The organism is Cellulomonas sp. 73-92 (assembly GCF_001898175.1).
Classification (GTDB): Bacteria; Actinomycetota; Actinomycetes; order Actinomycetales; family Cellulomonadaceae; genus Cellulomonas.
The window spans coordinates 122,642-144,589 of the sequence record NZ_MKTH01000004.1 but is presented as its reverse complement, the minus strand read 5'-3'; the positions used below and the strand labels follow the sequence as shown (position 1 = coordinate 144,589).

The window sequence follows — 21,948 nt, the reverse complement described above, 5'->3', positions numbered from 1 at the left end:
CGCGCCGACCACCCTGACGGTGGTCCTGCGGCGCTCGGCTGCGGGATACGGTCGGCCGGCCCTCAGGGGCCGGGCGGCCCCTCCCCTGCGGAGCGGATGCTCCATGGGCTGGCCTCCCGGGGGCGGCGGGCGCCACCCCTCTACCGCCGGACGGTAGCTCCGGCCGCGCCCGGGGCCGCGCCGACACGCGCGGCGTCACGCGCTGTTCACCGTCCTTCACCCGGCGCCCGACGAAGGGCACGCGCGCCCGGCGCGGGGTGGGCGCCTACAGCCCGAAGCGCCGCTCGCGCGCCGCGAACGCCCGCATCGCGCGCAGGAAGTCCACCTTCCGGAAGTCCGGCCAGTAGGCCTCGCAGAAGTAGAACTCGGACTCCGCGCTCTGCCACAGCAGGAACCCGCCGAGGCGCTGCTCCCCCGAGGTCCGGATGACGAGGTCGAGGTCCGGCTGCCCCTTGGTGTACAGGTGCGCGGCGATGTGCTCGACGTCGAAGTCGTCGACGAGGCCCTCGAGCGACGCCCCCCGGTCGGCCTGCTCCCTCAGGTAGGACCGCACCGCGTCGGCGATCTCGTGCCGCCCGCCGTAGCCCACGGCGACGTTGACGTGCAGGCCCCTGACGTCGGCGGTCGCCGCCTCGGCGGCCTTGAGCACCTTCGTCGTGCTCTCGGGCAGCATGTCCAGCGACCCCATCGGCTGCAGCCGCCACCGCCGCGTCGCCGCCAGCTTCGCCACGGCCTCCTCGATGATCTCGAGGAGCGGCACCAGCTCCGAGGCGTCCCGCGACAGGTTGTCGGTGGACAGCATCCACAGGGTGACGACCTCGACGCCGACCTCCTCGCACCAGCCGAGGACCTCGGAGATCTTGTCGGCGCCGCGCTGGTGCCCGGTCGTGGGGTCCAGGCCGATGGACCGGGCCCAGCGGCGGTTCCCGTCGAGGATGACGCCGACGTGCCGCGGCATCCGCTCACGAGGCAGGCTCGCCAGCAGCCGGCGCTCGTAGAGTCCGTAGAGCGGATGGGGCATCGGTGCACTCTCTCCTGGGATGGGCCGCACCCCACGGTATCCCGCTCCCCCGCTCCGCTGCGGGGTCCTGGGTCCGCGGCACGACGAACCGACACATCACCCTCACGCGCCACCCGTCGACACAGAACCTACGCTCGCGTAACCTACGAATCCGTAGGTTACGGCTGGTGAGAGGGCGATCGATGAGCTCCGGGCACGTCAACGAGAGGCCCGTCGCCGGTCCCGGGGACGTCGGGCGCGAGCTGGCCTCGCGCACGACGAAGGCTGCCGCCGAGCTCGTCGGCCAGGTCAAGCCGAAGCTGCGCGGCTGGATCCACGCCGGCATCGCGCCGTTCGTGCTCGCGGCGGCGATCGTCCTGGTGGCGCTCTCGCCCACGGTGTCGGCCCGCTGGGCGAACACGGTCTTCGGCTTCTCCGCCGTGCTGCTGTTCGGCACGAGCGCCGTCTACCACCGGGGCCACTGGTCGCCGCGGGTCTCCGGCGTGCTGCGCCGGATGGACCACACCAACATCTTCCTCATCATCGCCGGCACCTACACGCCGCTCGCCGTGCTGCTCCTGCCGTACGGCACGGCCCGCACGCTGCTCCTTGTCGTCTGGACCGGTGCGCTCGTCGGGCTGCTGATGCGGATCTTCTGGCTGGGCGCGCCCCGTTGGCTGTACGTGCCGATCTACGTGGCGCTCGGTTGGGTGGCGGTGTGGTTCATGCCGCAGTTCTGGCGCAGCGGCGGGCCGGGCATCGTCTGGCTCGTCATGGCCGGCGGCGTCGCCTACACGGTCGGTGCCGTGGTCTACGGCTTCAAGCGGCCGAACCCGAGCCCGCGCTGGTTCGGGTTCCACGAGATCTTCCACTCGCTCACCGTCGTCGGGTTCACCACCCACTACGTCGCGGTCTCGCTCGCCACCTACGCGCTGCGCTGACCCGCAGGAACGGGCACCACGCGGTACCGCCGGTTCGCCAGCGACGGGTTCGCGGCCCGCACCGCGGTGATCCGCGCCGGGTCCAGGTCGGCCGTCGCCAGCCCGGGTTCGCCGTCCAGCTCGAGCACGACGACGCCGTCGGGCCCGACGACGAGCGAGCGACCCGTGACGCCCGCCCCCGCCATGCCCACGGCCACCACGGCCGCGGTGTCCTCGATCGCGCGCGCCACGGCGAGGGCGCGCCACTGCATCGCCTTGAGCGGGCCGTCCACCCAGGCGGCAGGCACGACGAGCACCTGCGCGCCCGCGTCGACGAGCCGGCGCGCGGACTCCGGGAACCGCAGGTCGTAGCACGTCAGGACGCCGAACGTCAGCCCGGCCACGGCCATGACCAGCGGCGGCGCGTCGGCCGCGCCCGCCTCCAGCACGTCCGACTCGCGGGCGCCGAACGCGTCGTACAGGTGCACCTTGCGGTAGGCGCCGACGAGCTGCCCGTCGCCGTCGACGGCGACGACCGCGTTGACGGCCTTGCCTGGATCGGCGGCCGGCAGGGATGTCCCGGCGATCACCGCGACGCCCGTGGCGGCGGCACGCTCCCGCAACGCCCTGACGAACGGCCCCTCCAGGGGCTCCGCGAGCCGGGCGCCGACGCCGTGGCGGTCGTAGGCGGCGGCGTACTCGGGCAGCACGAGGAGGTCCGCCGAGCGGCGGGCGGCGGCGTCGACCGCCGACACCGCGGCGGCGCGGTTGGCCTCCCGGTCGGTGCCGACCTCGAGCTGAGCGACGGCGACCCGCACCGCAGGTCGTCCCGGCGGCGCGGGAGGCGCGGGTGCGGTCGACGGCCCGTCGGTCACGCGCGACGCCCGGGCTCCGCAGAGCCGCCGTCGTCGGGCCCCTGGTCGGCACGCTCGTCGTCGGCGGCGTCGGGCGCACCCGCCTCGGCGGCGGCCGCCAGCCGGGCCCTGCGGTTGACCTTGCGCAGCTCGCGCGTCATCAGCAGCGCCAGCCCGATGACCACGAGCGCAAGCACGAACGTGAAGACGAACCCGATGAACCCCGGGGAGCCGAGGCTGGGGTCCGCCTGCGGCAGCGGGGACGGCGACGGGCTCGGCGTCGCGGCGAGGAGGAGGGCGCCCATCACGCCCGCCGCCCCCGGATCCCCGCGAACAGGTCGTCCTCGGGCGTCGTGGTGGGCACCCGCGAGGCCGCGAGCTCGAACTCCTCCCACGGCCACACCTGCCGCTCGAGCTCCCGCGGCACGGCGAAGAACCAGCCGTCGGGGTCGATCTGCGTCGCGTGCGCACGCAGCGCGGCATCACGCCGGTCGAAGTAGTCGTCGCACCGCACCCGGGTCGTCACGGCCCGCTCCGGCACCTCCCGCGCCTCGCGCGAGTCGATCCAGTCGCTGAACGGCGACTCGCCACCCGCCGCGAGGATCGCGTCGTGGGCCGCGCGCATGCGAGCCAGCGAGAAGCCGTGGTCGTAGTACAGCTTCAGCGGGTGCCAGGGGGCACCGGCGTCGGGGTACCGGTCGGGGTGGCCAGCCGCCTCCCACGCCTCCATCGACACCGTGTGGCACATGACGTGGTCCGGGTGGGGGTAGCCGCCCGACGGGTCGTACGTCGTCATGACGTGCGGGCGGAACTCCCGCACGAGCGCGACGAGCGGTGCCGCCGCCTCCTCCAGGGGCGTCAGCGCGAAGCAGCCCTCCGGCAAGGGGGGCAGCGGGTCGCCCTCGGGCAGGCCGGAGTCGACGAAGCCGAGCCAGTGCTGCCGGACGCCGAGCGCCGCCGCGGCGGCGGCCATCTCGACCCGCCGCACCGCACGCATCCCCTCGATGCCCCCGGCCGGCGTGGGCCCGTAGTGCGGGTTGAGCACGTCGCCCCGCTCACCGCCGGTGCACGTGACGACGAGCACCTCGACGCCCTCCGCCGCGTACCGGGCCGCCGTCGCCGCACCCTTGCTCGACTCGTCGTCCGGATGCGCGTGCACGGCCATCAGCCGCAAGGTGTCGTCGGTCACGCTGTTGGTCACGCAGTGCTCCCGTGGCTCGTCGTGGTTCGTCGGGCGCCCTCCCGACGAGGAACAATCATCCTGCACCGACGCTACGACGAGGCCTAGGAGGACCGTGAGCACGCCCCCGGCCGGCCGCTACGGACCCGCCCCGACCGGCCGCACCGTCGCCTGGCGGCGTGCCGGGCTCGCCGTGCTCGTCCTCGCGGCGCTGGGCGTGCTGGCCTGGGTGGGCATCCACACGCTGCGCGACCCCGTGCAGTGGCGCGACGTCGGCTACCACGTCAACGGTGCCACCTCGATCGACGTGACGTTCGACGTCACCAAGTCGCCGTCGGCGAGCGCCACCTGCCACGTGCACGCGCTGTCGCAGACGTTCGCGGAGGTCGGCGTCCTGGACGTCCCGGTGGGCCCCGGCACGACGAGCACGCAACGCCTGACGGTGACCCTCCCGACCTCGGAGCGCGCGGTGACCGGCACGGTCGTCAGCTGCCGCGTCGGCTGAGCCCCGAGACGGCGTCAGGTCAGCCGGCGAACGGCTTGGCCCCGGTGATCTCCACGGTGAACTCGCGGCCGTTCGGGGCCGTGTAGGCCACCGTGTCCCCGATCGAGTGGCCGTTGATCGCGGCGCCGAGCGGCGACGTCGGCGAGTACACCTCGAGGTCCGTGCCGGCGGCGATCTCGCGCGCGCCCAGCAGGAACGTCATCTCGTCGCCCGCCAGCAGCACGGTCACCCGCATGCCGGGCTCGACCACGCCGTCGTCCTTCGGCGTGCCGATGTGGACGTTGCGCAGCTTCTCCTTGAGCTCGCGGATGCGGGCCTCGTTCTTCGCCTGCTCGTCACGGGCGGCGTGGTAGCCCCCGTTCTCGGAGAGGTCACCCTCGGCCCGAGCGGCGGCGATGCGCTCGACGATGTGCCGACGTCCGTCGCCCTCGAGGTAGGCAAGCTCTGCCTGCAGGCGGTCGTACGCCTCCTGCGTCAGCCACGTGGCCTGAGTCGATTCGGTCACGTCCATCCCTTCCTCGGTCGGAGTCCGGCAGGGCGCGCGCAGTCGTCGCACGCCCCGCGAGACCGCGCCGCCGGTGCCCACGAGGGGTCATCGTCCGGCGGCGCAAACGGCCAGTCTACCAAGCCGGCCCGCCGAGCCGTCCGGAACTGCCTCACGAAGCGAGCGCGACCGTCCCGGTGACGGCCACCACGGTGTCACCGCCGACCCACACGGCGCCGTCCTCGCGCGTCACACGCACCATGCCCCGCCGCCCCAGCGCGGTCCCCTGCCGGATGACGAAGTCGGGCCCGACGACTCCCGTCGACGGCAGCCAGATCCCCAGACCGCCCGCGAGCGAGCCCGTCACCGGGTCCTCCGGGATGCCGAGGTCGGGCACGAAGGCACGCACCTCGACGTCCGCCGGGCCGCCCGCGGCGTGGGGCCCGACGACGCCGACGGGCTGGTCGGCCATGGCCGCGTAGTCGGGCTCGAGCGCCAGCACCTCGTCGGCCGATCCGAGCAGCGCCGCCACCCAGCCCGGTCCGTTGTCCACCCACTCGACCGCGCGCACGGCGTCGGGGTGCACCCGCAGGCTGCGCACGACGAGCGCGCGGGTGGCCTCGTCGGCCGGTCCGGACCGGCGCAGGGGTGGCGCGGCGAACGCCGCTCCCTCGTCGCGCACCCGCACCGGCACGAGGCCGACGCCGCACTCCTGGGCGACGACGCCGGGCGTGCGCCCGACGCCACCGGCCTCGACCCACGCCCGCGCGGAGCCGAGCGTGGGGTGGCCGGCGAACGGCAGCTCGCCGGCCGGCGTGAAGATGCGCAGCCGGTAGTCGGCGCCGGGGTCGGCGGGGCGCAGCAGGAAGGTCGTCTCCGAGAGGTTCGTCCAGCGGGCGAACGCCGCCATGGTCTCGTCGCTCAGCGCGTCGGCGTCGTGCACCACGGCGAGCGGGTTGCCGGCGGTGAGGGTGTCGGTGAAGACGTCGACCTCGGTGTAGCGCATGGAGCCTCCCTAGTCCGCGAGCCGGTAGCCCGCCTCGCGCAGCCGGCGCACCACGTCGGTGCAGTGCTCCGGCCCCTTCGTCTCCACCTCGACCTCGATGGCGACCTCGTCGAACGCCAGGTCCTTGGAGGTGCGCAGGTGGACCACGTCGAGGACGTTCGCGCCGAAGGCCGCGATGTCCCGCAGCACGCCGGCCAGCGCGCCCGGCGAGTCCTGGATGGTGATGCGCAGGTGGAGGAAGCGTCCCGCCGCCGCCAGCCCGTGCCGGATGAGCCGCATGAGCACGAGCGGGTCGACGTTGCCGCCCGACAGGACCACGACGACCGGGCCGCGGCCGGCGAGCTCCTCGGGCGCCGCCATGAGCGCGGCGACGCCGGCGGAGCCGGACGCCTCGACGACGAGCTTCGCCCGCTCGGCCAGCAGCAGCATCGCGCGGGAGAGGTCCTCCTCCGCGACCGTCAGCACGGGTATGCGGTGCGTCGAGATGATCTCGAACGGCACCTTGCCCGGGACGCCGACGGCAATGCCGTCGGCCATCGTCCGCAGCTCGCGCGCCTTGACCGGGTGGCCCACGGCCAGCGACTCGGGGTACGCGGCGGCGTGGGACGCCTGGACGCCGATCACCTGCACGTCCGGCCGGTCCTCGAGAGACGCGACGATGCCGGCCGCCAGGCCGCCGCCGCCCACCGGCACCAGCACCGTGCGCACGTCCGGCACCTGCTCGGCGATCTCCAGGCCGGCGGTCCCCTGGCCCGCCACGATGTCGACGTGGTCGAACGGGTGGACGAGCACCGCCCCGGACTCCTGCGCGTACGCCTGGGCGGCGACGAGCGAGTCGTCGAGCGTGGCGCCGGAGGGGATCACCCGGGCGCCGTACGCCTTGGTCGCGGAGACCTTGGGCAGCGCCGCGTCCTCCGGCATGAAGACGACCGCCTCGATGCCGAGCATCTGTGCCGCCAGGGCCACGCCCTGGGCGTGGTTGCCGGCGCTGGCCGCGACGACGCCGTGCGCCTTCTGCTCGTCGGACATCCGCGAGAGCCGCGTGTAGGCGCCGCGGATCTTGAAGGAGCCGGTCCGCTGCAGGTTCTCGCACTTGAGCCAGACGTCGGTCCCGACGAGCTCGGACAGGACGCGGCTGCGCAGCACCGGGGTGCGCGTCACGACGCCGTCGAGCAGGGCGGCGGCCGCCTTGACGTCCGACGGGCCGATCATCGGGTCGCCGCCGCGAGCGCGCGGTCGAGGTCGCGGACCAGGTCGTCGGGGTCCTCGAGGCCGACCGACAGGCGGACGAGGTCGTCGGGCACCTCGAGGGCCGTGCCGGCCACCGAGCCGTGCGTCATCCGCGCGGGGTGCTCGACGAGCGACTCGACGCCGCCGAGGGACTCCGCGAGCGTGAAGATCTCCGTGGCGCCGCACAGGGCCACCGCCGTCTCGGCGCTGCCGACGCGGAACGAGACCATGCCGCCGAAGCCGCGCATCTGGCGCGCCGCCAGCTCGTGGCCCGGGTTGTCCGGCAGGCCCGGGTAGTGCACCGCGGTCACCGCAGGGTGCCCGGCGAGGAACTCGGCGACCCGCTGCGCGTTGGCGCAGTGGCGCTGCATGCGCACGTCGAGCGTCTTGAGGCCGCGCAGCGCGAGCCAGGCGTCGAACGGTCCCGCCACGGCCCCCGACGCGTTCTGGTGGAACGCCACGGCGTCCCGCACGCTCGTCGTGCCGGTCGGGCCCTCGAGGCCGGCCGGCAGCTGCGCGCCGTCCGCGACCACGACCGCGCCGCCGACGAGGTCGCTGTGGCCCCCGACGTACTTCGTCGTCGAGTGCACGACGACGTCGGCGCCGAGTGCGAGCGGGTTCTGCAGCGCCGGGCTGGCGAACGTGTTGTCGACCACGAGCAGGGCGCCGGCCGCGCGGGCGTGCGCCGCGACGGCGGCGATGTCGACCACCGACAGCAGCGGGTTGGACGGTGTCTCGACCCAGACGACCTTCGTCTGCCCCGGGCGGATCGCGTCCACCAGCTGGTGGGGGTCGGTGAGGTCGACGGCGGTGTGCTCGACGCCCCAGGGCCCGAGCACGCGCGCGACCAGGCGGTACGTGCCGCCGTAGACGTCGTTGCCGATCACCATGTGGTCGCCCGGCCGGAGGGCGGCGCGCAGGAGGGTGTCCTCGGCGGCCAGCCCCGAGGCGAAGGCGAAGGCGGCCGCACCCCCCTCGACGGCGGCGAGCGCCGCCTCGAGCGCGGCGCGCGTCGGGTTGCCGGAGCGGGAGTACTCCCACCCGCCCCGCAGCCTGCCGACGCCGTCCTGCTTGTAGGTGGACACCTGGTAGATGGGCGGGACCACCGCGCCGGTCGCTGCGTCAGGCTCCTGGCCCGCGTGGATCGCACGCGTCGCGAAGCCGAGGGATTCGTCGTCGGTCACGTCCGCCGAGCCTACGGGCTCGGCCCGTGGACGCCGGAACATGCGTCCGGGGGGCGGGGTTGATCCACGACATGGGATTCCTGTTCGGTTCCGGCCTGAAGTCGACGATGGTCGCGCGCGAGGACGCGCTGCCCGGCCGCTCGTCGTACCCCTACGAGGTGCCGACGACGCACACCGTGCTCGGCACGCCCCTGGCGGGGCCGTGGCCTGAGGGGACGCGCGTGCTCTACCTGGCCTCCGGGTGCTTCTGGGGCGCCGAGAAGGCGGCCTGGCAGCTGCCCGGCGTCGTGACCACCGCGGTCGGGTACATGGGCGGGTTCACGCCGCACCCGACGTACGACGAGGTGTGCACCGCCCGCACCGGCCACGCCGAGACGGTGCTGGTGGCGTACGACCCCACGGTCCTGTCCGACACCGACCTGCTGCGGCACTTCTGGGAGGAGCACGACCCCACCCAGGGCTATCGCCAGGGCAACGACGTCGGCACGCAGTACCGCTCCGCGGTGTACACGACGACCGACGCGCAGCTGGAGGCCGCGCGCGCCACCCGGGAGGCCTACGCGCCGCGCCTGGCCGCCGCGGGGCTCGGCGCCATCACCACCGAGATCAGGCCGGTGGCCGACGCGGGCGAGTTCTACTACGCCGAGGGGTACCACCAGCAGTACCTCGACAAGAACCCGCACGGGTACTGCCCGATCAACTCGACCGGGGTCGCCTGCCCGGTGCCGGCGTAGTCGCTCCGGCGGCCACGGCTACGGCCGCGGCCGCGGCCGCCAGGGCACGCTCGCGGGCTTCGGGACGCTGGCCGGCTTCGGCACCGACGCCGGCTTCGGCACGCTCGCAGGCTTCGGCACCGACTGCGGCTTCGGCACGCTCACCGGCTTGGGAACGCTCGCCGGCTTGGGCGCGCTGGCCGGCTTCGGCACGGACGCAGGCTTGGGGACGCTCGCCGGTTTCGGCGCGCTCGGCGGCTTCGACGCCGCGCGGCCGAACCACCCCCCACCGCTGGTCACACGTGCAACGTAGCCCCTGGCAGAGGCACCGCGAGAAGCCCTATCCTTCGAACGTGCGTTCGAGGGATGTGGCCGGCGTGGAGCGGGTGCCGCTGCACGAGAGCGCGCTCGAGGCGCCCGTCGAGGCCCGTGACGGGTCCAAGCGGATCGAGCCGCCCGAACCGGTGGCCATCAAGGTCTGGATCGTCACCGCGCGCGGCAAGGCGTTCCTGTCCGAGCAGGCACGTGCGGTCGCCTGGACCACCGGGCAGCACCCACAGGTGCAGGTCGAGTACCTCGACCGCGGCGGACGGATCGGGTTCGCGTGGGTGTGGGCCAGCGCGGTTCGTCGGGCGTGACCCGCGCGCTCAGGCGCCGTCGCTGACGAGCTGGCGCACGGCCTCGGCGGCGGCGACGTCGTACTGCGCCCGACGAAACAGCAGCGGGCCCATCTCGCGATAGCTCCACCCCGGCCGGTGCGGCTGGCGGAACTCGGACCAGGTCACGTGGTCGCCCGCCACCGTCACACGCGCGTCCAGCGGCCAGCACCCGGGTTCGCCGCACTCGCACGACAGGAGCTCCGTGCCGGCGCCCCGCGCCCAGTGGTGGGCGCCTTCTCCCCCGTGGAGGTACGCGTCGAGGGTGGCCGCGTGCGCGGTGTCCGGGACGAGCCCGGCGTAGTGTCCCGCAGGCTCGTACCCATGGTCGTGCTCGAACCGGGCCACGAGGTCGCGTAGCAGGACCCCGTCCACGACGGGCTCGACCCTCGTCGGCCAGTCCGGGTCGACGATGACCCGGAACTCCACCGCGTGATAGACCGCCCCCACTGCGCCCACCCCCGTCCCGGCGTGACGAGTTCATGCTGCCATCCGGCCGGTCGGCCGCGCCTGGGTCCGTCGTCCTCGTCAGCCGCCAAGCTTGGCGATCGCCGCGGCGACGCGGCGGGCCCGCGTCTCGGGCGCCTTGGCGCCCAGCACCGCCTCGACGTGCTGGCGCTGGTGGCTGTAGGAGAGGGCGTCGAACGCCGCCCTGGCCACCGGCGCCGCGGCGAGCGCGGTCGCGAGGTCGTCGGGCACCTCGACGGTGCGCGGCGCCTGGTCGAGCTCGACGTCCAGCTCGATCGCGTCGCCCGCGGCGATCCCCGCCGCTGCCCGCACCTCCGCGCCGGCGCCGAGCCAGAACTCGCCGCCCATGCGCGCGATGCTCGTCCGCCACACGTGGCCGTTGACCGTGGCGACGACCTTGGGCCGGTTCCCGCCCCCGAGCGCGACGACAACGTCGTCGGGGATGCGGACGCCGGTGGTGGTGCCGCCGGTGGCGACGAGCTCGGTGCTCAGGTGCATGTCGCCATCCTGCGTCCCCGGCGCGCCCCTGACCAGGCAGGTGTCGGTGGTGCGGACGACGATGGGCGGGTGCTGCTCGCCGAGGTCGCCGCGACGTCCACCGCCGTCGCCGCCACGCGCGCGCGGCTGGCCAAGCGGGCACTGCTCGTCGCGACGCTGCGCCGCGCCGCCGGCGAGGGGCCCGACGAGGTCGGGCTCGTCGCGCGCTACCTCGCCGGCGAGCTGCGGCAGCGCCGCACCGGGCTGGGGTGGCGGGGCCTGGCCAGCACGCCGCCGCCCGCCGACGAGCCGTCGTTGACCGTCACGGGCGTGGACCGAGCGTTCGAGGCGATGGCGGCGCTGTCAGGGCCGGGCTCGGCGGGTGCGCGCGACGCGGCGGCCGCGGCGCTGTTCGGTGCTGCGACCGCCGAGGAGCAGCGGTTCCTGCGGGGGCTCGTCGTCGGCGAGCTGCGGCAGGGCGCGCTGGACGCTCTCCTGCTCGACGCGGTCGCCGAGGCCGCGGGCGTCGACCCGGGGCTGGTGCGGCGGGCGGCGATGCTGGCCGGCGACAGCGCGCCGGTCGCGGTCGCAGCGCTGTCGTCCGACGAACCCACGGTCGCACTGTCGGCCATCGGCCTCACCGTCGGGCGGCCCGTGCGGCCGATGCTCGCGCAGTCGGCACCGGACGTGGCTGCGGCGTTCACCGCGGTCGGCGCGGGCCCGGCCACTCTGGCCGTCGTCGACGTCAAGCTCGACGGCATCCGCATCCAGGTGCACCGTGACGGCGACGACGTGCGGGTGTTCACGCGTTCGCTCGACGACATCACCGCGCGGGTCCCGGAGATCGTCGGCATCGCACGGTCGATGCCCGACGAGCGGTTCGTGCTCGACGGCGAGGCGCTGGCGCTCGACGCGACCGGGCGGGCACGCCCGTTCCAGGAGACGAGCTCACGTGCCGCGACCCGCGGCGCGGGGCCGACGGGCCAGGGCCTCGCGACGAGCGACGCCGAGCTGGCCGGGTCCGCCGTGCTGACCCCCTTCTTCTTCGACGTGCTGCACGCCGACGGGCGCGACCTGCTCGACGAGCCGCTGCTCGACCGGCTGGCCGTCCTGGACCGCATCGCCGTCGGCCACACGGTCGACCGCCTGGTGACGGCCGACGTCGCCATCGCCCAGGAGCGGTTCGCCACCTGGGTGGCCGCCGGCCAGGAGGGCGTGATCGTCAAGTCCCCGGCCGCGCCCTATGCCGCCGGCCGGCGTGGCGCGGGCTGGGTCAAGGTGAAGCCGCGGCACACGCTCGACCTCGTGGTGCTCGCGGTGGAGCGTGGCTCCGGCCGGCGCGTCGGCACCCTGTCGAACATCCACCTCGGCGCGCGCGACCCGGCCGGTGGGTTCGTCATGCTCGGCAAGACGTTCAAGGGCATGACCGACGAGATGCTCGTGTGGCAGACGAAGCGGTTCACGGAGCTCGCCGAGTCGGACAACGGCTGGGTGGTGACGGTCCGGCCGGTGCAGGTCGTCGAGATCGCCTTCGACGGCGTTCAGCGCTCCTCGCGCTACCCCGGCGGCGTGGCGCTGCGGTTCGCACGGGTGCTGCGCTACCGCGACGACAAGGGGCCCGACGAGGCCGACACGATCGACGCCGTGCGGGCCCTGGCTCCAGCCACGAAGGCGCCGTGAGGAGTGCCGGGCGAGCGAAATCGTGATCAGACCGCACCGAAACCGCGCCAACGCCAACGGCGCGTGACGCGATACTCCGGCCATGGGGCGTCGCAGGTCAGCGGCCGCATGGTGCGCCGGCGCAGCTCTCGTCATCGGCGCACTCGCCGGCTGCACCGCCTCGGGCACGTCACCGCCCCCGACGCAGCCGCCACCGGACGCGAATGTCGACTTCGCGAGCGCGGCACAAGGCGCGACACCAGTCGCGGTGCTGGTAACGCTTGGCGCAAAGGTCGTCATCACGCCGCCTTCCGGCGCGCACCTTGCTGCCGAGTGCTGGCAGGCAACGATCGCAGACCCAGCCGTTCTGACGTTCCCGCCCGCGAACAGCTCCGGACCGACCGGCGGCATCCCCATGCTCGCCGCAACCCAGGGGGGCAGGACGACCGCGGTGCTCACGTACAGCTGCTCCTCCACTCCGCAGCGGATCACTCTCGACGTGACCGTCACCGGCTACTCCTGACGACAGCAAGGCCGTCGGTGATCCGCTGCCCGGAGACTTCCAAGCGCATGACCGACGAGTTGCTCGCCGTAGGACGCGGCGCTGGCGCTGCGGTTCGCCCGGGCAGCGCTGCGACGAGATGCGTTGACACCGGTGGCTAATGGCATTAGCTTTCTAGCCATGAGCACCGTCCAGTACATCCAGCGGCCCGAGGGTCGCGTCGCTTACACCGTCGACGGACCGGCCGACGGCCGGCTCGTCGTCCTCGTGCCCGGCATGGGCGACCTGCGCTCGACGTGGCGCGAGCTCGTCGGGCCCCTGCTCGGCGCCGGGTACCGCGTCGCCGTCACCGACCTGCGCGGCCACGGCGACTCCGACACCACCTTCCGCACCCACGGCGACATCGCCACGGCGGGAGACGTGCTGGCCCTGGTCGACGAGCTGGGCGGCGTCCCCGCCGTGCTCGTCGGCAACTCCATGGGTGCGGCCTCGGTCGCCTACGCCGCCGCCGAGCGCCCCGATGCCGTCGAGGCACTCGTCCTCACCGGTCCGCTGCTGCGCAACCCCTCGTCGGGCGGCTCGGCGGCACGGCTCCTCTACCCCCTGCTCTTCGCGCGCCCGTGGGGCGCGGCGGTCTGGACGCGCTACTACCGCGGCACCCTCAACCGCGGCCGCACGGCTCCGTGGCTCGACGAGCACGTCGCCGCGATCCGCACCTCGATGGGCGACCCCGCTCGCCTGGCGCAGTTCCGCGCGTTGACCATGCAGCTGACGCACGCGCCGGTGACCCCCCGCCTGCCGGAGATCCACGTGCCGATGCTGGCCTTCCTCGGGCGCCAGGACCCGGACTTCCACGACCCGGCCGCCGAGGCGGCGTGGCTCGAGCATGAGGTGGGCGCCCGCGTCGAGCTGCTCGACGACGTGGCCCACTACCCGCAGCACCAGGCGCCCGACATCGTCGTGCCCGCGGTGCTCGAGTTCCTCGCCGCGCTCCCGACAAGGGGTGCCTGAGGTGCCGCGGGCCGGGCTGACGCCGCAGGTGGTCGTCGACCTCGCCCTCGCTGTGGTCGACGAGGGCGGGACCTCGGGGTGGGCCAACCTCGGGCTCTCGGCCGTGGCCCAGCGGGCCGGGGTCGCGGTGCCCAGCCTCTACAAGCACGTCGACGGCCTGCCGGCGCTCCGTTCGGCCGTCGCGGCGCGATGCGTCGACGACCTTGCGGCCGTGATGACCGCGGCCGTGACCGGGCCCGCGGCGGACCCCACCCTGGACCCCGTCGCAGCCGCCGGAAAGGGCCCCAACGCCACGCTCACCGGGGCCGCGGCAGTCCGCGCTCTGGCCATCGCCATCCGCGCCTACGCCCTCGCCCACCCGGGCCGGTACCGCGCCGTCCAGGGTGCCGAGACCGCCGCCCTCGGCCCGGCCTCGTCGGGGCCCGTGGACCTCGTGGCGCGTGCGGTCAGGGAGCTCGGCCTGCCGCCGGACCGGTGGGTCGACCAGGTCAGGACCGTGCGCGCGGCGGTGCACGGCTTCGTCGAGCTCGAGCTCGGCGGCGGCTTCGGCCTGCCGGAGGACGTCGAGGCGAGCTTCCGCTACCTCGTCGAGACCGTGGTCACGGGGCTGCGCTGAGCCCCGCGGGTCAGCTGACGCCGAGGATGTCGACGACGAAGACGAGCGTGTCGCCGCCCCGGATCCCGGCCGCCGGCACGCCGCGGTCGCCGTAGCCGAGGTGCGACGGGATCGACAGCAGCACCCGGGAGCCCACCGGCTGCCCGACGAGCCCGTCGTCCCAGCCGGCGATGACCATGCCGACACCGATCGGGAAGCTGATGGACTCGCCGCGGTCGTACGACGAGTCGAAGATCGACCCGCCCCAGATCTGGCCGAGGTAGTTGACCTCGATGTCCTGGCCGGCCTCGACGAGGTCGCCGGTGCCGCGCTCCAGCACCTGCACGACGAGGTCGGCCGGAGCCGACTCGGCCGGGAAGGTCAGGGTCGGCTTGTCGCCGAACGCGCCGGTGGCGGTGGGAAGGGCGTCAGTCATGGCGCCCATCCTCACATGCCCCTGGGCCGCCGGACGAGCGCGTGCTCCCCTCGCCGAACGCCGTCCTCGTGCGCCGAGCGCCCATGAAACGTCCCCGGCGCTCGGCGAACAACACCGGCACTCGGCGGGACCGAACCTGGCCCCCCCTGCGTCAGGACGGGAGCGCGTTCAGCCACGCGATCTGGCGACTCAGCTGGAAGGCCTGGCCGCCCTCGTGCATGTTGTACGGGTACACCGCAATCTCGGTCGGCGGCCGCTCGTCGGCCAGCGTGCCGTAGTGGTTGTAGGCGGCGAACACCGTCGAGGGCGGGCAGGTGGTGTCACGCAGGCCGACCGAGAAGAGCGCCGGCGCCGTCGCGCGGCGGGCGAACGACAGGCCGTCGTGGTAGGCCAGCGTCCGGAACACCGCGGCCTCCTGGTCCCGGTGGTTCTTCAGGTACTGGACGATCTCCTGGTAGGGGTACTCGTCGGTGAGGTCCAGCGCCCGGCGGTAGTGCGTGAGGAAGGGCACGTCGGGCATGGCCGCGACCAGGTCCCCGGCGAGCCCCGCCGCGGCGAGCGTCACGCCGCCGCCCTGGCTGCCGCCGGTGACGGCCACCCGAGCCGGATCGACCCCCGGCAGCGCGCGCACCGCGTCGACGGCCCGCACCGCGTCCGTGATCAGTCGGCGGTAGTAGTACGACGAAGGGTCGAGAATGCCGCGCGTCATGTACCCCGGGTAGGCGGCATCGCTGCCGACCGGGTCGGGCGTCGCACCGATCGACCACGTCGACCCCTGGCCGCGCGTGTCCATGACCAGGTGCGCGTACCCGGCGGAGGCCCAGGCCAGGCGCTCGATCGGCAGCCCGCGCCCACCGCCGTAGCCGATGTACTCGACGACTGCCGGCAGCGCCCGGTCCGACGAGCCCGCGGGCCGCACCAGCCACGCCTTGATCGGTTGGCCGGCGAAACCGGCGAACGTCACGTCGAGAACGTCGACCAGCGACAGCCCGGTCTCCACCGGCGTCACCTGCGGCGGGAAGTCGAAGCCGCGGGCCTCGTCCAGCGTCGCCTCCCAGAAGGCGTCGAAGTCGGCGGGCTCGTCGACCTCCGGCAGGTAGCGCTCGAGCTCGGGCAGCGGCAGGTCGAAGATGGCCACCGGAAGGGGCTCCCTCGTCGTCGATAGGAAGGGGACGACGAAACCCTAGAGCCGACGCCACCGTCCGCCGCCACCCAGGCCGGCACCGCCTTCAGGCACGCCCGGTACGGTCGCCGAACCGGCGGTTCAGCCGCGGCTGCTCGTGCGAGCGCACGGCAGCACCGGCGACGGTCCAGGCGACGAGCGCGTATCGCGGCATCCCCGGCGAGCCCTCCATGGCGCCGGAGCCGGTCACGCCTCGAGCGTAGGCACCCGTCCGACGCCGACCTGCTGCCGCCGAGGCCCGCTCAGAAGGGTGGGTTGTCGGGGATGGCGCGGGGGTGGGTGTCGAGCTTCTGGGTGTGTCCGTTCTGGCCGGGGGTGACGCGGTAGGCGAGGCCGGCGGGGGTGTGCCACTCGAACACGCCGGGGGTCACTTGTCGCAGGGTGAAGCCGCCGTCGGTCTTCAGTCGGTGGCATCGGCTGGACAGCGGACCGAGATTGCCGGCCGACGTGGTGCCGGGCACGGGCGAACCGTTGGCGGGGGTGCCGTGGTACTCGGTGGTGTGGTCGAGGTCGCAGCGGTGCCCGGGCACACTGCAGCCGGGTCCGGCGCAGACCTGGTCGCGGGCCAGGACGTGCTCGGCCAGGGCGGCGGGTGGCCGGTAGCGGGTGCGTCCGACGTCCAGCACGGTGCCGGTCAGCGGGTCGGTGACGAGGCGTCGCCAGGTCCCGCCGAGTGCCAGGGCACGGGCCTGCTCGGCGGGGATCGGTCCGAGCCCGGCCAGCTCAGCCGGCTGCTCGTCCAACCCCATCAACGTGGACAACGCGACCGTGACATCGATGCGGACCTTGGGGATCCGGATGCCCGGGGCGGCCCGCCCCGGCGGACGAGCCTGGCCGGCGACCGGCGCGGCTTCCGGCGCCAGGTCCGACTCCCACCCCTGGTCATCCGGCGCCCGGTCGACCCCGTCGGTCTCCTGGTCTGCCTCGTCCGGCCCCCGGTCGAGCGGATCGGGCTGCTGGTCGGCGGCATCAGCGATCTGGCCGCTGCCTGCATCGGCGGTCACGACGACCTTCTCGCCAGCGCCCTCGCCCGCCATCGCCAACTTCACACCGGCGAGCACGGCGGTGCCGGTGGCTAGGTCGGTCAGGGTGTCGGCGCGTAGCTGGTCCAGGGTGCGCGGATCCCCGGCGGCCCGCGCGGCGCGGGCGGTGGCCTCCAGGGTGCCGTCGATCCGCGCCGCATCGGTGGCGGGTAGGACGGCCCACAGGCCCGCCATCCCGTCCGGCAGGCGACGGGGGTGGCACACGTGCCGGGCCGCCAACGCCTTCGGCAGGCGTATCGCCGCATCCACCGGGTCGGCGGCCAGCAGGGCCCGGTCGATGTCGGCGGCCAGCTGCGTCGGGGTGCGCGTCGGCGCGTCTGGGAGCACCTGCTCCAGCACGGGCCAGGACAGCTGGTAGGCCCGGTCAGCCAACCGGTCGCTCAGCACCCGTAGCTTGGCAAGATCGAGCAGCCCGTCGCGGACCGCGTCGGCCACCGGCAGCAGCTGCGCGCCCAGCGCCCGCCCATCGCGGACCAGCCGGTTAGCGGCCGGACGCGACCAGCCCAACCGCATCGCCAGCTCATCACCAGCCACACACGTGCGCGACGGCACCGGCGGATGCCACAGCGGGTTCATCGACGCCCGCCGCGACAGCTCCCCAGCGGCCAACGCACCCAGCAGGTGATCGAACGCGGCCTGCCGCGCAGCTGCCGCCACCGTCTCCACCAACAGCTCATCACCGGCCGACGCCAGATCCACCCGCTCCAACACGCCCGCCAGTCCCGACCCCGGGGTCATCGCCGCCAGACACGACGCCGACAACCACGGCACCTCACCCGGTGACCCCTCGAGCTGCGGGTCGACCACGATGCCGGGCTCGGCACCGGCCGGGTCCCACGTCGACAGCGCCGGCCCGACCAGCCCGGGCGGGGTGATCTCCGCGGCGCACTCGGCGCCGGCCCGGTGGGACTCCGACGGCCACGACGCGAACCTCAGCAGCGCCTGAACCTCGGGGCTGATCTCGATACCCGGTTCGGCACCCGCGTCGGCGGGATCCCACCAGGCATCACCCAACGGATCGCACAGCCAGCACCACTCGTCTGCCCGGGGCTCGTCGGGCAGCACGGCGCCGCCGACCAGCCCAGCCGCCCCCGGCTCGTCGGACAGCGAACCATCGGCATCGACCAGCACCACCGCCCGCGGATCGCCGGACAGCAGCAGAGCGTCCGCGTCGACCTGTACGCGCTGGTCGCCGGAAGGCAGCGCACCGCCCCCGCCGACCTCAGCGCCCAGGTCGTCGGACAGCGCGACAGTGCGCTCTCCGGCGAGACCAACGCGTGCGAACATGTGTTCGATGATACGCCGAGCTGACAATGTTTGTCCAGGTCACAGCGCACATTCGTCGTACCGGGAGCGAGGTGTCAGCGGCCCGAGAAGAACCCCGTGCTGGCCGCCCACACCGTGCCGACGGTCGCCAGCACGCCGACGACGACCGCGAAGACCGCTCGGCCACGGCCGTGACCACCACGCTGCGCCTTGACCAACGCCCAGATGCCGAGGCCGAGGGCGACGGGTCCCAGCGGCCACAGGAACAAGGCCACGATCGCGACGTAGCCGGCGACGATCGACTGCCACGACCGGCCGACGGGCAGGATCCAGTGCAGCGCGTCGGACGGACCGTGCTGGTCGGCCGCGGGCACCGCCGGCCCGTACCCCACCGCACCGCCGTACGAGGAGGGGTACGAGGGGTACGACGAGGGGTGCGACGACGCATAGGCCGAAGGCGCCGCCGAGGCGGACTGCGACGGCTGCGACCCCGGGTTGGGCGGCGACGGCACCACCGGCGGCGCCACCGGCTGCGTGTGCTGCGTCCACGCCTCCCCGTCGAACCACCGGGCCACGCCCGGCGTCACCCCATCGCTGTACCAGCCCGGTTGCGGTGCCACGGCCCCGCAACGGCACCTCGACCCGAGCTCTTGATGGCGAGGCAGCGATCGGCACGATCGTCGGGGCGGTCACGGCCTCAGCGGGCGAGGAACGCCAGCAGGTCCAGCCGTGTGAGCACCCCGACCGGCCGGCCGTCGCCCACGACGAGCAGCGCGTCCGCCTTCTCCAGCGCCAGCCGCGCAGATTCGACCGACTCCCCCACGCCGACCAGCGGCAGCGGCGGCGACATGTGCTTGTCGACGCGGTCGGACAGCGCCGCCGCCCCGGAGAACACGGCGTCGAGCAGCGCCCGCTCGGACACCGAGCCCGCGACCTCGCCGATCTTCACCGGCGGCTCCGCGCCCACGACCGGCATCTGCGACACCCCGTACTCGCGGAAGATCTCGATGGCGTCCCGCACGGTCTCGTTCGGATGGGTGTGGACCAGGTCCGGCAGCACACCGGTCTTCGTCGTGAGCAGGTCGGCGACGGTCGCCCCGGAGCTGGCCGAGAGGAACCCGTACGAGCGCATCCACGCGTCGTTGAAGATCTTCGACAGGTACCCGCGCCCGGAGTCCGGCAGGATCACGACGATCACGGCCTCGGCCGCCTCCGCCGGCGGCAGCCGGTGGGCGAGCCGGAGCGCGGCGACCACCGCCATGCCCGACGACCCGCCGACGAGCAGCCCCTCCTCCCGCGCCAGCCGCCGCGTCATCGCGAAGGAGTCGGCGTCCGTCACCGCGATGACCTCGTCGGGCACCGTGGGGTCGTAGGCCGCCGGCCAGAAGTCCTCGCCCACGCCCTCGACGAGGTACGGCCGGCCGTCCCCGCCCGAGTAGACCGACCCCGCGGGGTCGGCTCCGACGACGCGCACCCGGCCGGCGGACACCTCGTGCAGGTAGCGCCCGGTGCCGGTGATGCTGCCGCCGGTCCCGATGCCGGCGACCAGGTGGGTCACGCGTCCGGACGTGTCCGCCCAGATCTCCGGGCCCGTCGACTCGTAGTGCGACGCCGGCCCGTTCGGGTTGGAGTACTGGTCCGGCTTCCACGCGCCCGGGATCTCGCGCAGCAGCCGGTCGGAGACCGAGTAGTACGAGTCGGGATGCTCCGGCGGCACGGCGGTCGGGGTGACGACGACCTCCGCGCCGTACGCCCGCAGCACGTCGCGCTTGTCCGGGCTCACCTTGTCCGGGCAGACGAAGACGCAGCGGTACCCCTTGCGCTGCGCGACGAGCGCCAGGCCGACGCCGGTGTTCCCGCTCGTCGGCTCGACGATCGTGCCGCCGGGGCGCAGCGCACCGCTCGCCTCGGCCGCCTCGACCATCCGCAGCGCGATGCGGTCCTTGATCGACCCACCCGGGTTGAGGTACTCCACCTTGGCCAGGACGGTCGCGGTCAGCCCCGCGGTGACGGCGGACAGCCGCACCAGAGGCGTGCCGCCGACGAGGTCGCTGACGTGCTCGACGTACTTCACCGCGTCAGCCTGCCATCCACCCCCGGCCGACGCCGGAAGGCCACGACATCCGGGCGCCGGTGACGGCCGACGCGACTGTTCAGCGCCGGCCGGACAAGATCGCGAAGATCCGCAGCATCTCCAGGTAGAGCCACACCAGGGTCACGACGAGGCCGAACGCGGCCGTCCACGCGTAGCGCCGCGGCGCACCCGCCAGGACGCCGCGCTTGATGGCGTCGAAGTCGACGATGAGGTTCGCCGCCGCCAGGCCGACGGCGAACACGCCGACGAGCAGGCCCCAGCCGCCCGACCGCAGCGGCCCGAAGGCGTCGCCGCTCGGGATCACGTAGGACAGGACGACGTTGACGAGCTGGAACACCAGGTACCCGACCATCGCGACGATGAGCCAGCGGACGAACTTCGCCGTCACCCGCACGCGGCCGGAGCTGAACAGCCAGAGCGCGGCGCCGAACGTCGCGAACGTCGCGAGCACCGCCTGGAGTACGATCGGCTGGGCGGTACCGGTTCCCGTGCCCGTCACGGGCAATGCGGTGAAGGCGAGGCTGATGCCGCCGAGGAAGACGCCCTGCGCCACGGTGTAGAGCGAGATGAGCACCGGGCTCGGCTGCCGCTTGAACGCGTTGACCAGGCCGAGCACCAGCCCGACGACCATGCCGACCACCCAGGTGCCGGGCGGCAGGAACCCCTGCTCGGTCCCGTACCAGGTCGCGGCGGCGACCACCGCCAGCAGGGCGAGCAGGCCGCCGGTGCGGACGATGACGTCGTCGTACGTCAGCCGGCCGGTGTCGCGCGCGGTGGCCGACGGCGACGCGTACATCTGCTCGAGCGTGACCGGGTCGACACCCGGCTGCGCCACCACGGCCCGCTGCGCGGGTCGCCGGCGCGGGTCGCCGAAGACCGGGTCGTTCTCGAACACTGGGTTGGCCACGATGACCTCCTGGGACGTCTGAGCCTCAGACGGTAGCAACGCCGGCAGGGTCCTCCTGGTTCCCTCCACCTCCTGAAACCCCGGCGCGGGACGCGGCGCTCCGCTAGCGTGCGACTCGTCGCACAGCCGAGTCCCAGGGGGAGACACCGATGTGGCGGGTGCTGCCGTTCTTCGTCGAGATCGGGCTCCTCGTGTACTGCCTCATCGACTGCCTGCAGTCCGACGAGGGCCGGATCCGGAACCTGTCCAAGACCGGCTGGATCATCCTCATCGTCCTGCTGCCCCTCGCCGGCGGCGTGGCCTGGCTCGTCGCCGGCCGGCCGGTGACGACGGGCCCGCGCCGGGTGCCGTGGCCGTCGACGCAGACCGCCGGCTTCCCGGAGTACGAGCGACCCCGCCCGCTCGGGCCCGACGACGACCCGACGTTCCTCGCGTCGCGGCAGCGGTCCGACGAGCGGCACGAGCAGATGCTGCGCGACTGGGAGCAGCAGCTCCGGGAACGCGAGCGGCGCCTCCGTGAGCAGGAAGGCAATGCGTCCGACGAGCGGGGCGACGCCGACCGCTGACCCGCTTC

General features: G+C 74.0%; 26 protein-coding genes. 9 read left to right on the top strand and 17 right to left on the bottom strand.

Features of this window, described 5'->3' with window-relative positions; all coding sequences use genetic code 11:
- Positions 1–265: 265 nt before the first annotated feature.
- Positions 266–1,021: an isoprenyl transferase gene (locus tag BGO37_RS01765; RefSeq protein WP_291751632.1), complete on the bottom strand. Its 756-nt coding sequence runs from the start codon at positions 1,019–1,021 to the stop codon at positions 266–268.
- 182 nt (positions 1,022–1,203) lie between these two features.
- Here BGO37_RS01765 and BGO37_RS01760 point away from each other — a divergent pair, with 182 nt between their 5' ends.
- Positions 1,204–1,941, top strand: coding sequence for a hemolysin III family protein (locus BGO37_RS01760; RefSeq protein ID WP_291751631.1), 738 nt, complete (start codon positions 1,204–1,206; stop codon positions 1,939–1,941).
- Here the strand turns inward: BGO37_RS01760 and BGO37_RS01755 are convergent.
- Genes BGO37_RS01755 through mca form a run of 3 tightly spaced genes read right to left on the bottom strand, consistent with a single transcriptional unit; the run spans position 1,926 to position 3,963 of the window.
- Entirely contained in the window at positions 1,926–2,738 is an 813-nt protein-coding gene (locus BGO37_RS01755; RefSeq protein WP_291751628.1) for a carbon-nitrogen hydrolase family protein, read from the bottom strand. The two genes, BGO37_RS01760 and BGO37_RS01755, sit on opposite strands and share 16 nt — an antisense overlap.
- Positions 2,739–2,791: 53 nt before the next feature.
- Positions 2,792–3,079, bottom strand: coding sequence for a hypothetical protein (locus BGO37_RS01750; RefSeq protein WP_291751625.1), 288 nt, complete (start codon positions 3,077–3,079; stop codon positions 2,792–2,794).
- Positions 3,079–3,963 carry a mycothiol conjugate amidase Mca gene (mca, locus tag BGO37_RS01745; protein WP_291751996.1) on the bottom strand — a complete coding sequence of 295 codons (885 nt, stop codon included), beginning with the start codon at positions 3,961–3,963 and terminating at the stop codon, positions 3,079–3,081. The genes BGO37_RS01750 and mca overlap by 1 nt, the downstream gene beginning before the upstream one ends.
- A gap of 106 nt (positions 3,964–4,069) precedes the next feature.
- Here mca and BGO37_RS01740 point away from each other — a divergent pair, with 106 nt between their 5' ends.
- Positions 4,070–4,459, top strand: coding sequence for a DUF4307 domain-containing protein (locus tag BGO37_RS01740; protein ID WP_291751623.1), 390 nt, complete (start codon positions 4,070–4,072; stop codon positions 4,457–4,459).
- A 19-nt stretch (positions 4,460–4,478) separates the two neighbouring features.
- Here the strand turns inward: BGO37_RS01740 and greA are convergent, their stop codons facing one another.
- From greA to BGO37_RS01720, 4 genes are all read right to left on the bottom strand, one after another.
- Positions 4,479–4,970: a transcription elongation factor GreA gene (greA, locus tag BGO37_RS01735; RefSeq protein ID WP_291751621.1), complete on the bottom strand. Its 492-nt coding sequence runs from the start codon at positions 4,968–4,970 to the stop codon at positions 4,479–4,481.
- 145 nt (positions 4,971–5,115) lie between these two features.
- On the bottom strand, positions 5,116–5,949 hold the full coding sequence (locus BGO37_RS01730) for a PhzF family phenazine biosynthesis protein (RefSeq protein WP_291751618.1): 834 nt from the start codon (positions 5,947–5,949) through the stop codon (positions 5,116–5,118).
- Positions 5,950–5,958: 9 nt separating this feature from the next.
- The gene (gene ilvA / locus BGO37_RS01725; protein WP_291751615.1) at positions 5,959–7,161 is read right to left on the bottom strand and encodes a threonine ammonia-lyase; all 1,203 of its coding nucleotides are present in this window, start codon (positions 7,159–7,161) and stop codon (positions 5,959–5,961) included.
- Entirely contained in the window at positions 7,158–8,363 is a 1,206-nt protein-coding gene (locus tag BGO37_RS01720; protein ID WP_291751612.1) for a cystathionine gamma-synthase, read from the bottom strand. The genes ilvA and BGO37_RS01720 overlap by 4 nt, the downstream gene beginning before the upstream one ends.
- A 71-nt stretch (positions 8,364–8,434) precedes the next feature.
- Here BGO37_RS01720 and msrA point away from each other — a divergent pair, with 71 nt between their 5' ends.
- Positions 8,435–9,097 carry a peptide-methionine (S)-S-oxide reductase MsrA gene (gene msrA, locus BGO37_RS01715; RefSeq protein ID WP_291751610.1) on the top strand — a complete coding sequence of 221 codons (663 nt, stop codon included), beginning with the start codon at positions 8,435–8,437 and terminating at the stop codon, positions 9,095–9,097.
- A gap of 332 nt (positions 9,098–9,429) precedes the next feature.
- Positions 9,430–9,714, top strand: a complete 285-nt coding sequence (locus tag BGO37_RS01710) for a hypothetical protein (protein WP_291751608.1) — start codon at positions 9,430–9,432, stop codon at positions 9,712–9,714.
- Positions 9,715–9,723: 9 nt separating this feature from the next.
- Here the strand turns inward: BGO37_RS01710 and BGO37_RS01705 are convergent, their stop codons facing one another.
- Both BGO37_RS01705 and BGO37_RS01700 read right to left on the bottom strand, forming a co-directional pair.
- The gene (locus BGO37_RS01705) at positions 9,724–10,182 is read right to left on the bottom strand and encodes a hypothetical protein (RefSeq protein ID WP_291751607.1); all 459 of its coding nucleotides are present in this window, start codon (positions 10,180–10,182) and stop codon (positions 9,724–9,726) included.
- 78 nt (positions 10,183–10,260) lie between these two features.
- Positions 10,261–10,698 (bottom strand): YdeI/OmpD-associated family protein, encoded by a 438-nt coding sequence (locus BGO37_RS01700; RefSeq protein WP_291751605.1) that lies wholly within the window; start codon positions 10,696–10,698, stop codon positions 10,261–10,263.
- Positions 10,699–10,767: 69 nt separating this feature from the next.
- Between BGO37_RS01700 and BGO37_RS01695 the strand changes: the two genes are divergently transcribed.
- The 4 genes from BGO37_RS01695 (at position 10,768) to BGO37_RS01680 (ending at position 14,465) form a co-directional block, all read left to right on the top strand.
- Positions 10,768–12,357 carry an ATP-dependent DNA ligase gene (locus BGO37_RS01695; protein WP_291751603.1) on the top strand — a complete coding sequence of 530 codons (1,590 nt, stop codon included), beginning with the start codon at positions 10,768–10,770 and terminating at the stop codon, positions 12,355–12,357.
- 82 nt (positions 12,358–12,439) lie between these two features.
- The gene (locus tag BGO37_RS01690; protein ID WP_291751601.1) at positions 12,440–12,859 is read left to right on the top strand and encodes a hypothetical protein; all 420 of its coding nucleotides are present in this window, start codon (positions 12,440–12,442) and stop codon (positions 12,857–12,859) included.
- A 159-nt stretch (positions 12,860–13,018) separates the two neighbouring features.
- The gene (locus tag BGO37_RS01685) at positions 13,019–13,849 is read left to right on the top strand and encodes an alpha/beta hydrolase (protein WP_291751598.1); all 831 of its coding nucleotides are present in this window, start codon (positions 13,019–13,021) and stop codon (positions 13,847–13,849) included.
- Positions 13,842–14,465: a WHG domain-containing protein gene (locus BGO37_RS01680; protein WP_367188078.1), complete on the top strand. Its 624-nt coding sequence runs from the start codon at positions 13,842–13,844 to the stop codon at positions 14,463–14,465. The genes BGO37_RS01685 and BGO37_RS01680 overlap by 8 nt, the downstream gene beginning before the upstream one ends.
- 10 nt (positions 14,466–14,475) lie before the next feature.
- On the opposite strand, the gene BGO37_RS01675 is transcribed toward BGO37_RS01680, so the two are convergent.
- The 7 genes from BGO37_RS01675 to BGO37_RS01645 all read right to left on the bottom strand — a co-directional run bounded on the left by BGO37_RS01675 (position 14,476) and on the right by BGO37_RS01645 (position 21,374).
- On the bottom strand, positions 14,476–14,880 hold the full coding sequence (locus BGO37_RS01675) for an FKBP-type peptidyl-prolyl cis-trans isomerase (protein WP_291751595.1): 405 nt from the start codon (positions 14,878–14,880) through the stop codon (positions 14,476–14,478).
- 151 nt (positions 14,881–15,031) lie between these two features.
- Positions 15,032–16,018 carry an acetylxylan esterase gene (locus tag BGO37_RS01670; RefSeq protein ID WP_291751593.1) on the bottom strand — a complete coding sequence of 329 codons (987 nt, stop codon included), beginning with the start codon at positions 16,016–16,018 and terminating at the stop codon, positions 15,032–15,034.
- A 91-nt stretch (positions 16,019–16,109) separates the two neighbouring features.
- A complete protein-coding gene (locus tag BGO37_RS01665; RefSeq protein WP_291751590.1) occupies positions 16,110–16,253 on the bottom strand; it encodes a hypothetical protein in 144 nt (47 codons plus the stop codon).
- A gap of 52 nt (positions 16,254–16,305) precedes the next feature.
- Positions 16,306–18,393 carry an HNH endonuclease signature motif containing protein gene (locus tag BGO37_RS01660; RefSeq protein ID WP_291751588.1) on the bottom strand — a complete coding sequence of 696 codons (2,088 nt, stop codon included), beginning with the start codon at positions 18,391–18,393 and terminating at the stop codon, positions 16,306–16,308.
- Positions 18,394–18,467: 74 nt separating this feature from the next.
- Positions 18,468–18,992: a DUF2510 domain-containing protein gene (locus BGO37_RS01655; RefSeq protein ID WP_291751586.1), complete on the bottom strand. Its 525-nt coding sequence runs from the start codon at positions 18,990–18,992 to the stop codon at positions 18,468–18,470.
- A 77-nt stretch (positions 18,993–19,069) separates the two neighbouring features.
- The gene (locus BGO37_RS01650; RefSeq protein ID WP_291751555.1) at positions 19,070–20,446 is read right to left on the bottom strand and encodes a cystathionine beta-synthase; all 1,377 of its coding nucleotides are present in this window, start codon (positions 20,444–20,446) and stop codon (positions 19,070–19,072) included.
- A gap of 79 nt (positions 20,447–20,525) precedes the next feature.
- On the bottom strand, positions 20,526–21,374 hold the full coding sequence (locus tag BGO37_RS01645) for a Bax inhibitor-1/YccA family protein (RefSeq protein WP_291751552.1): 849 nt from the start codon (positions 21,372–21,374) through the stop codon (positions 20,526–20,528).
- 149 nt (positions 21,375–21,523) lie between these two features.
- On the opposite strand from BGO37_RS01645, the gene BGO37_RS01640 reads away from it, so the two are divergent.
- Positions 21,524–21,940 carry a PLD nuclease N-terminal domain-containing protein gene (locus BGO37_RS01640; RefSeq protein ID WP_291751549.1) on the top strand — a complete coding sequence of 139 codons (417 nt, stop codon included), beginning with the start codon at positions 21,524–21,526 and terminating at the stop codon, positions 21,938–21,940.
- Positions 21,941–21,948 lie beyond the last annotated feature (8 nt).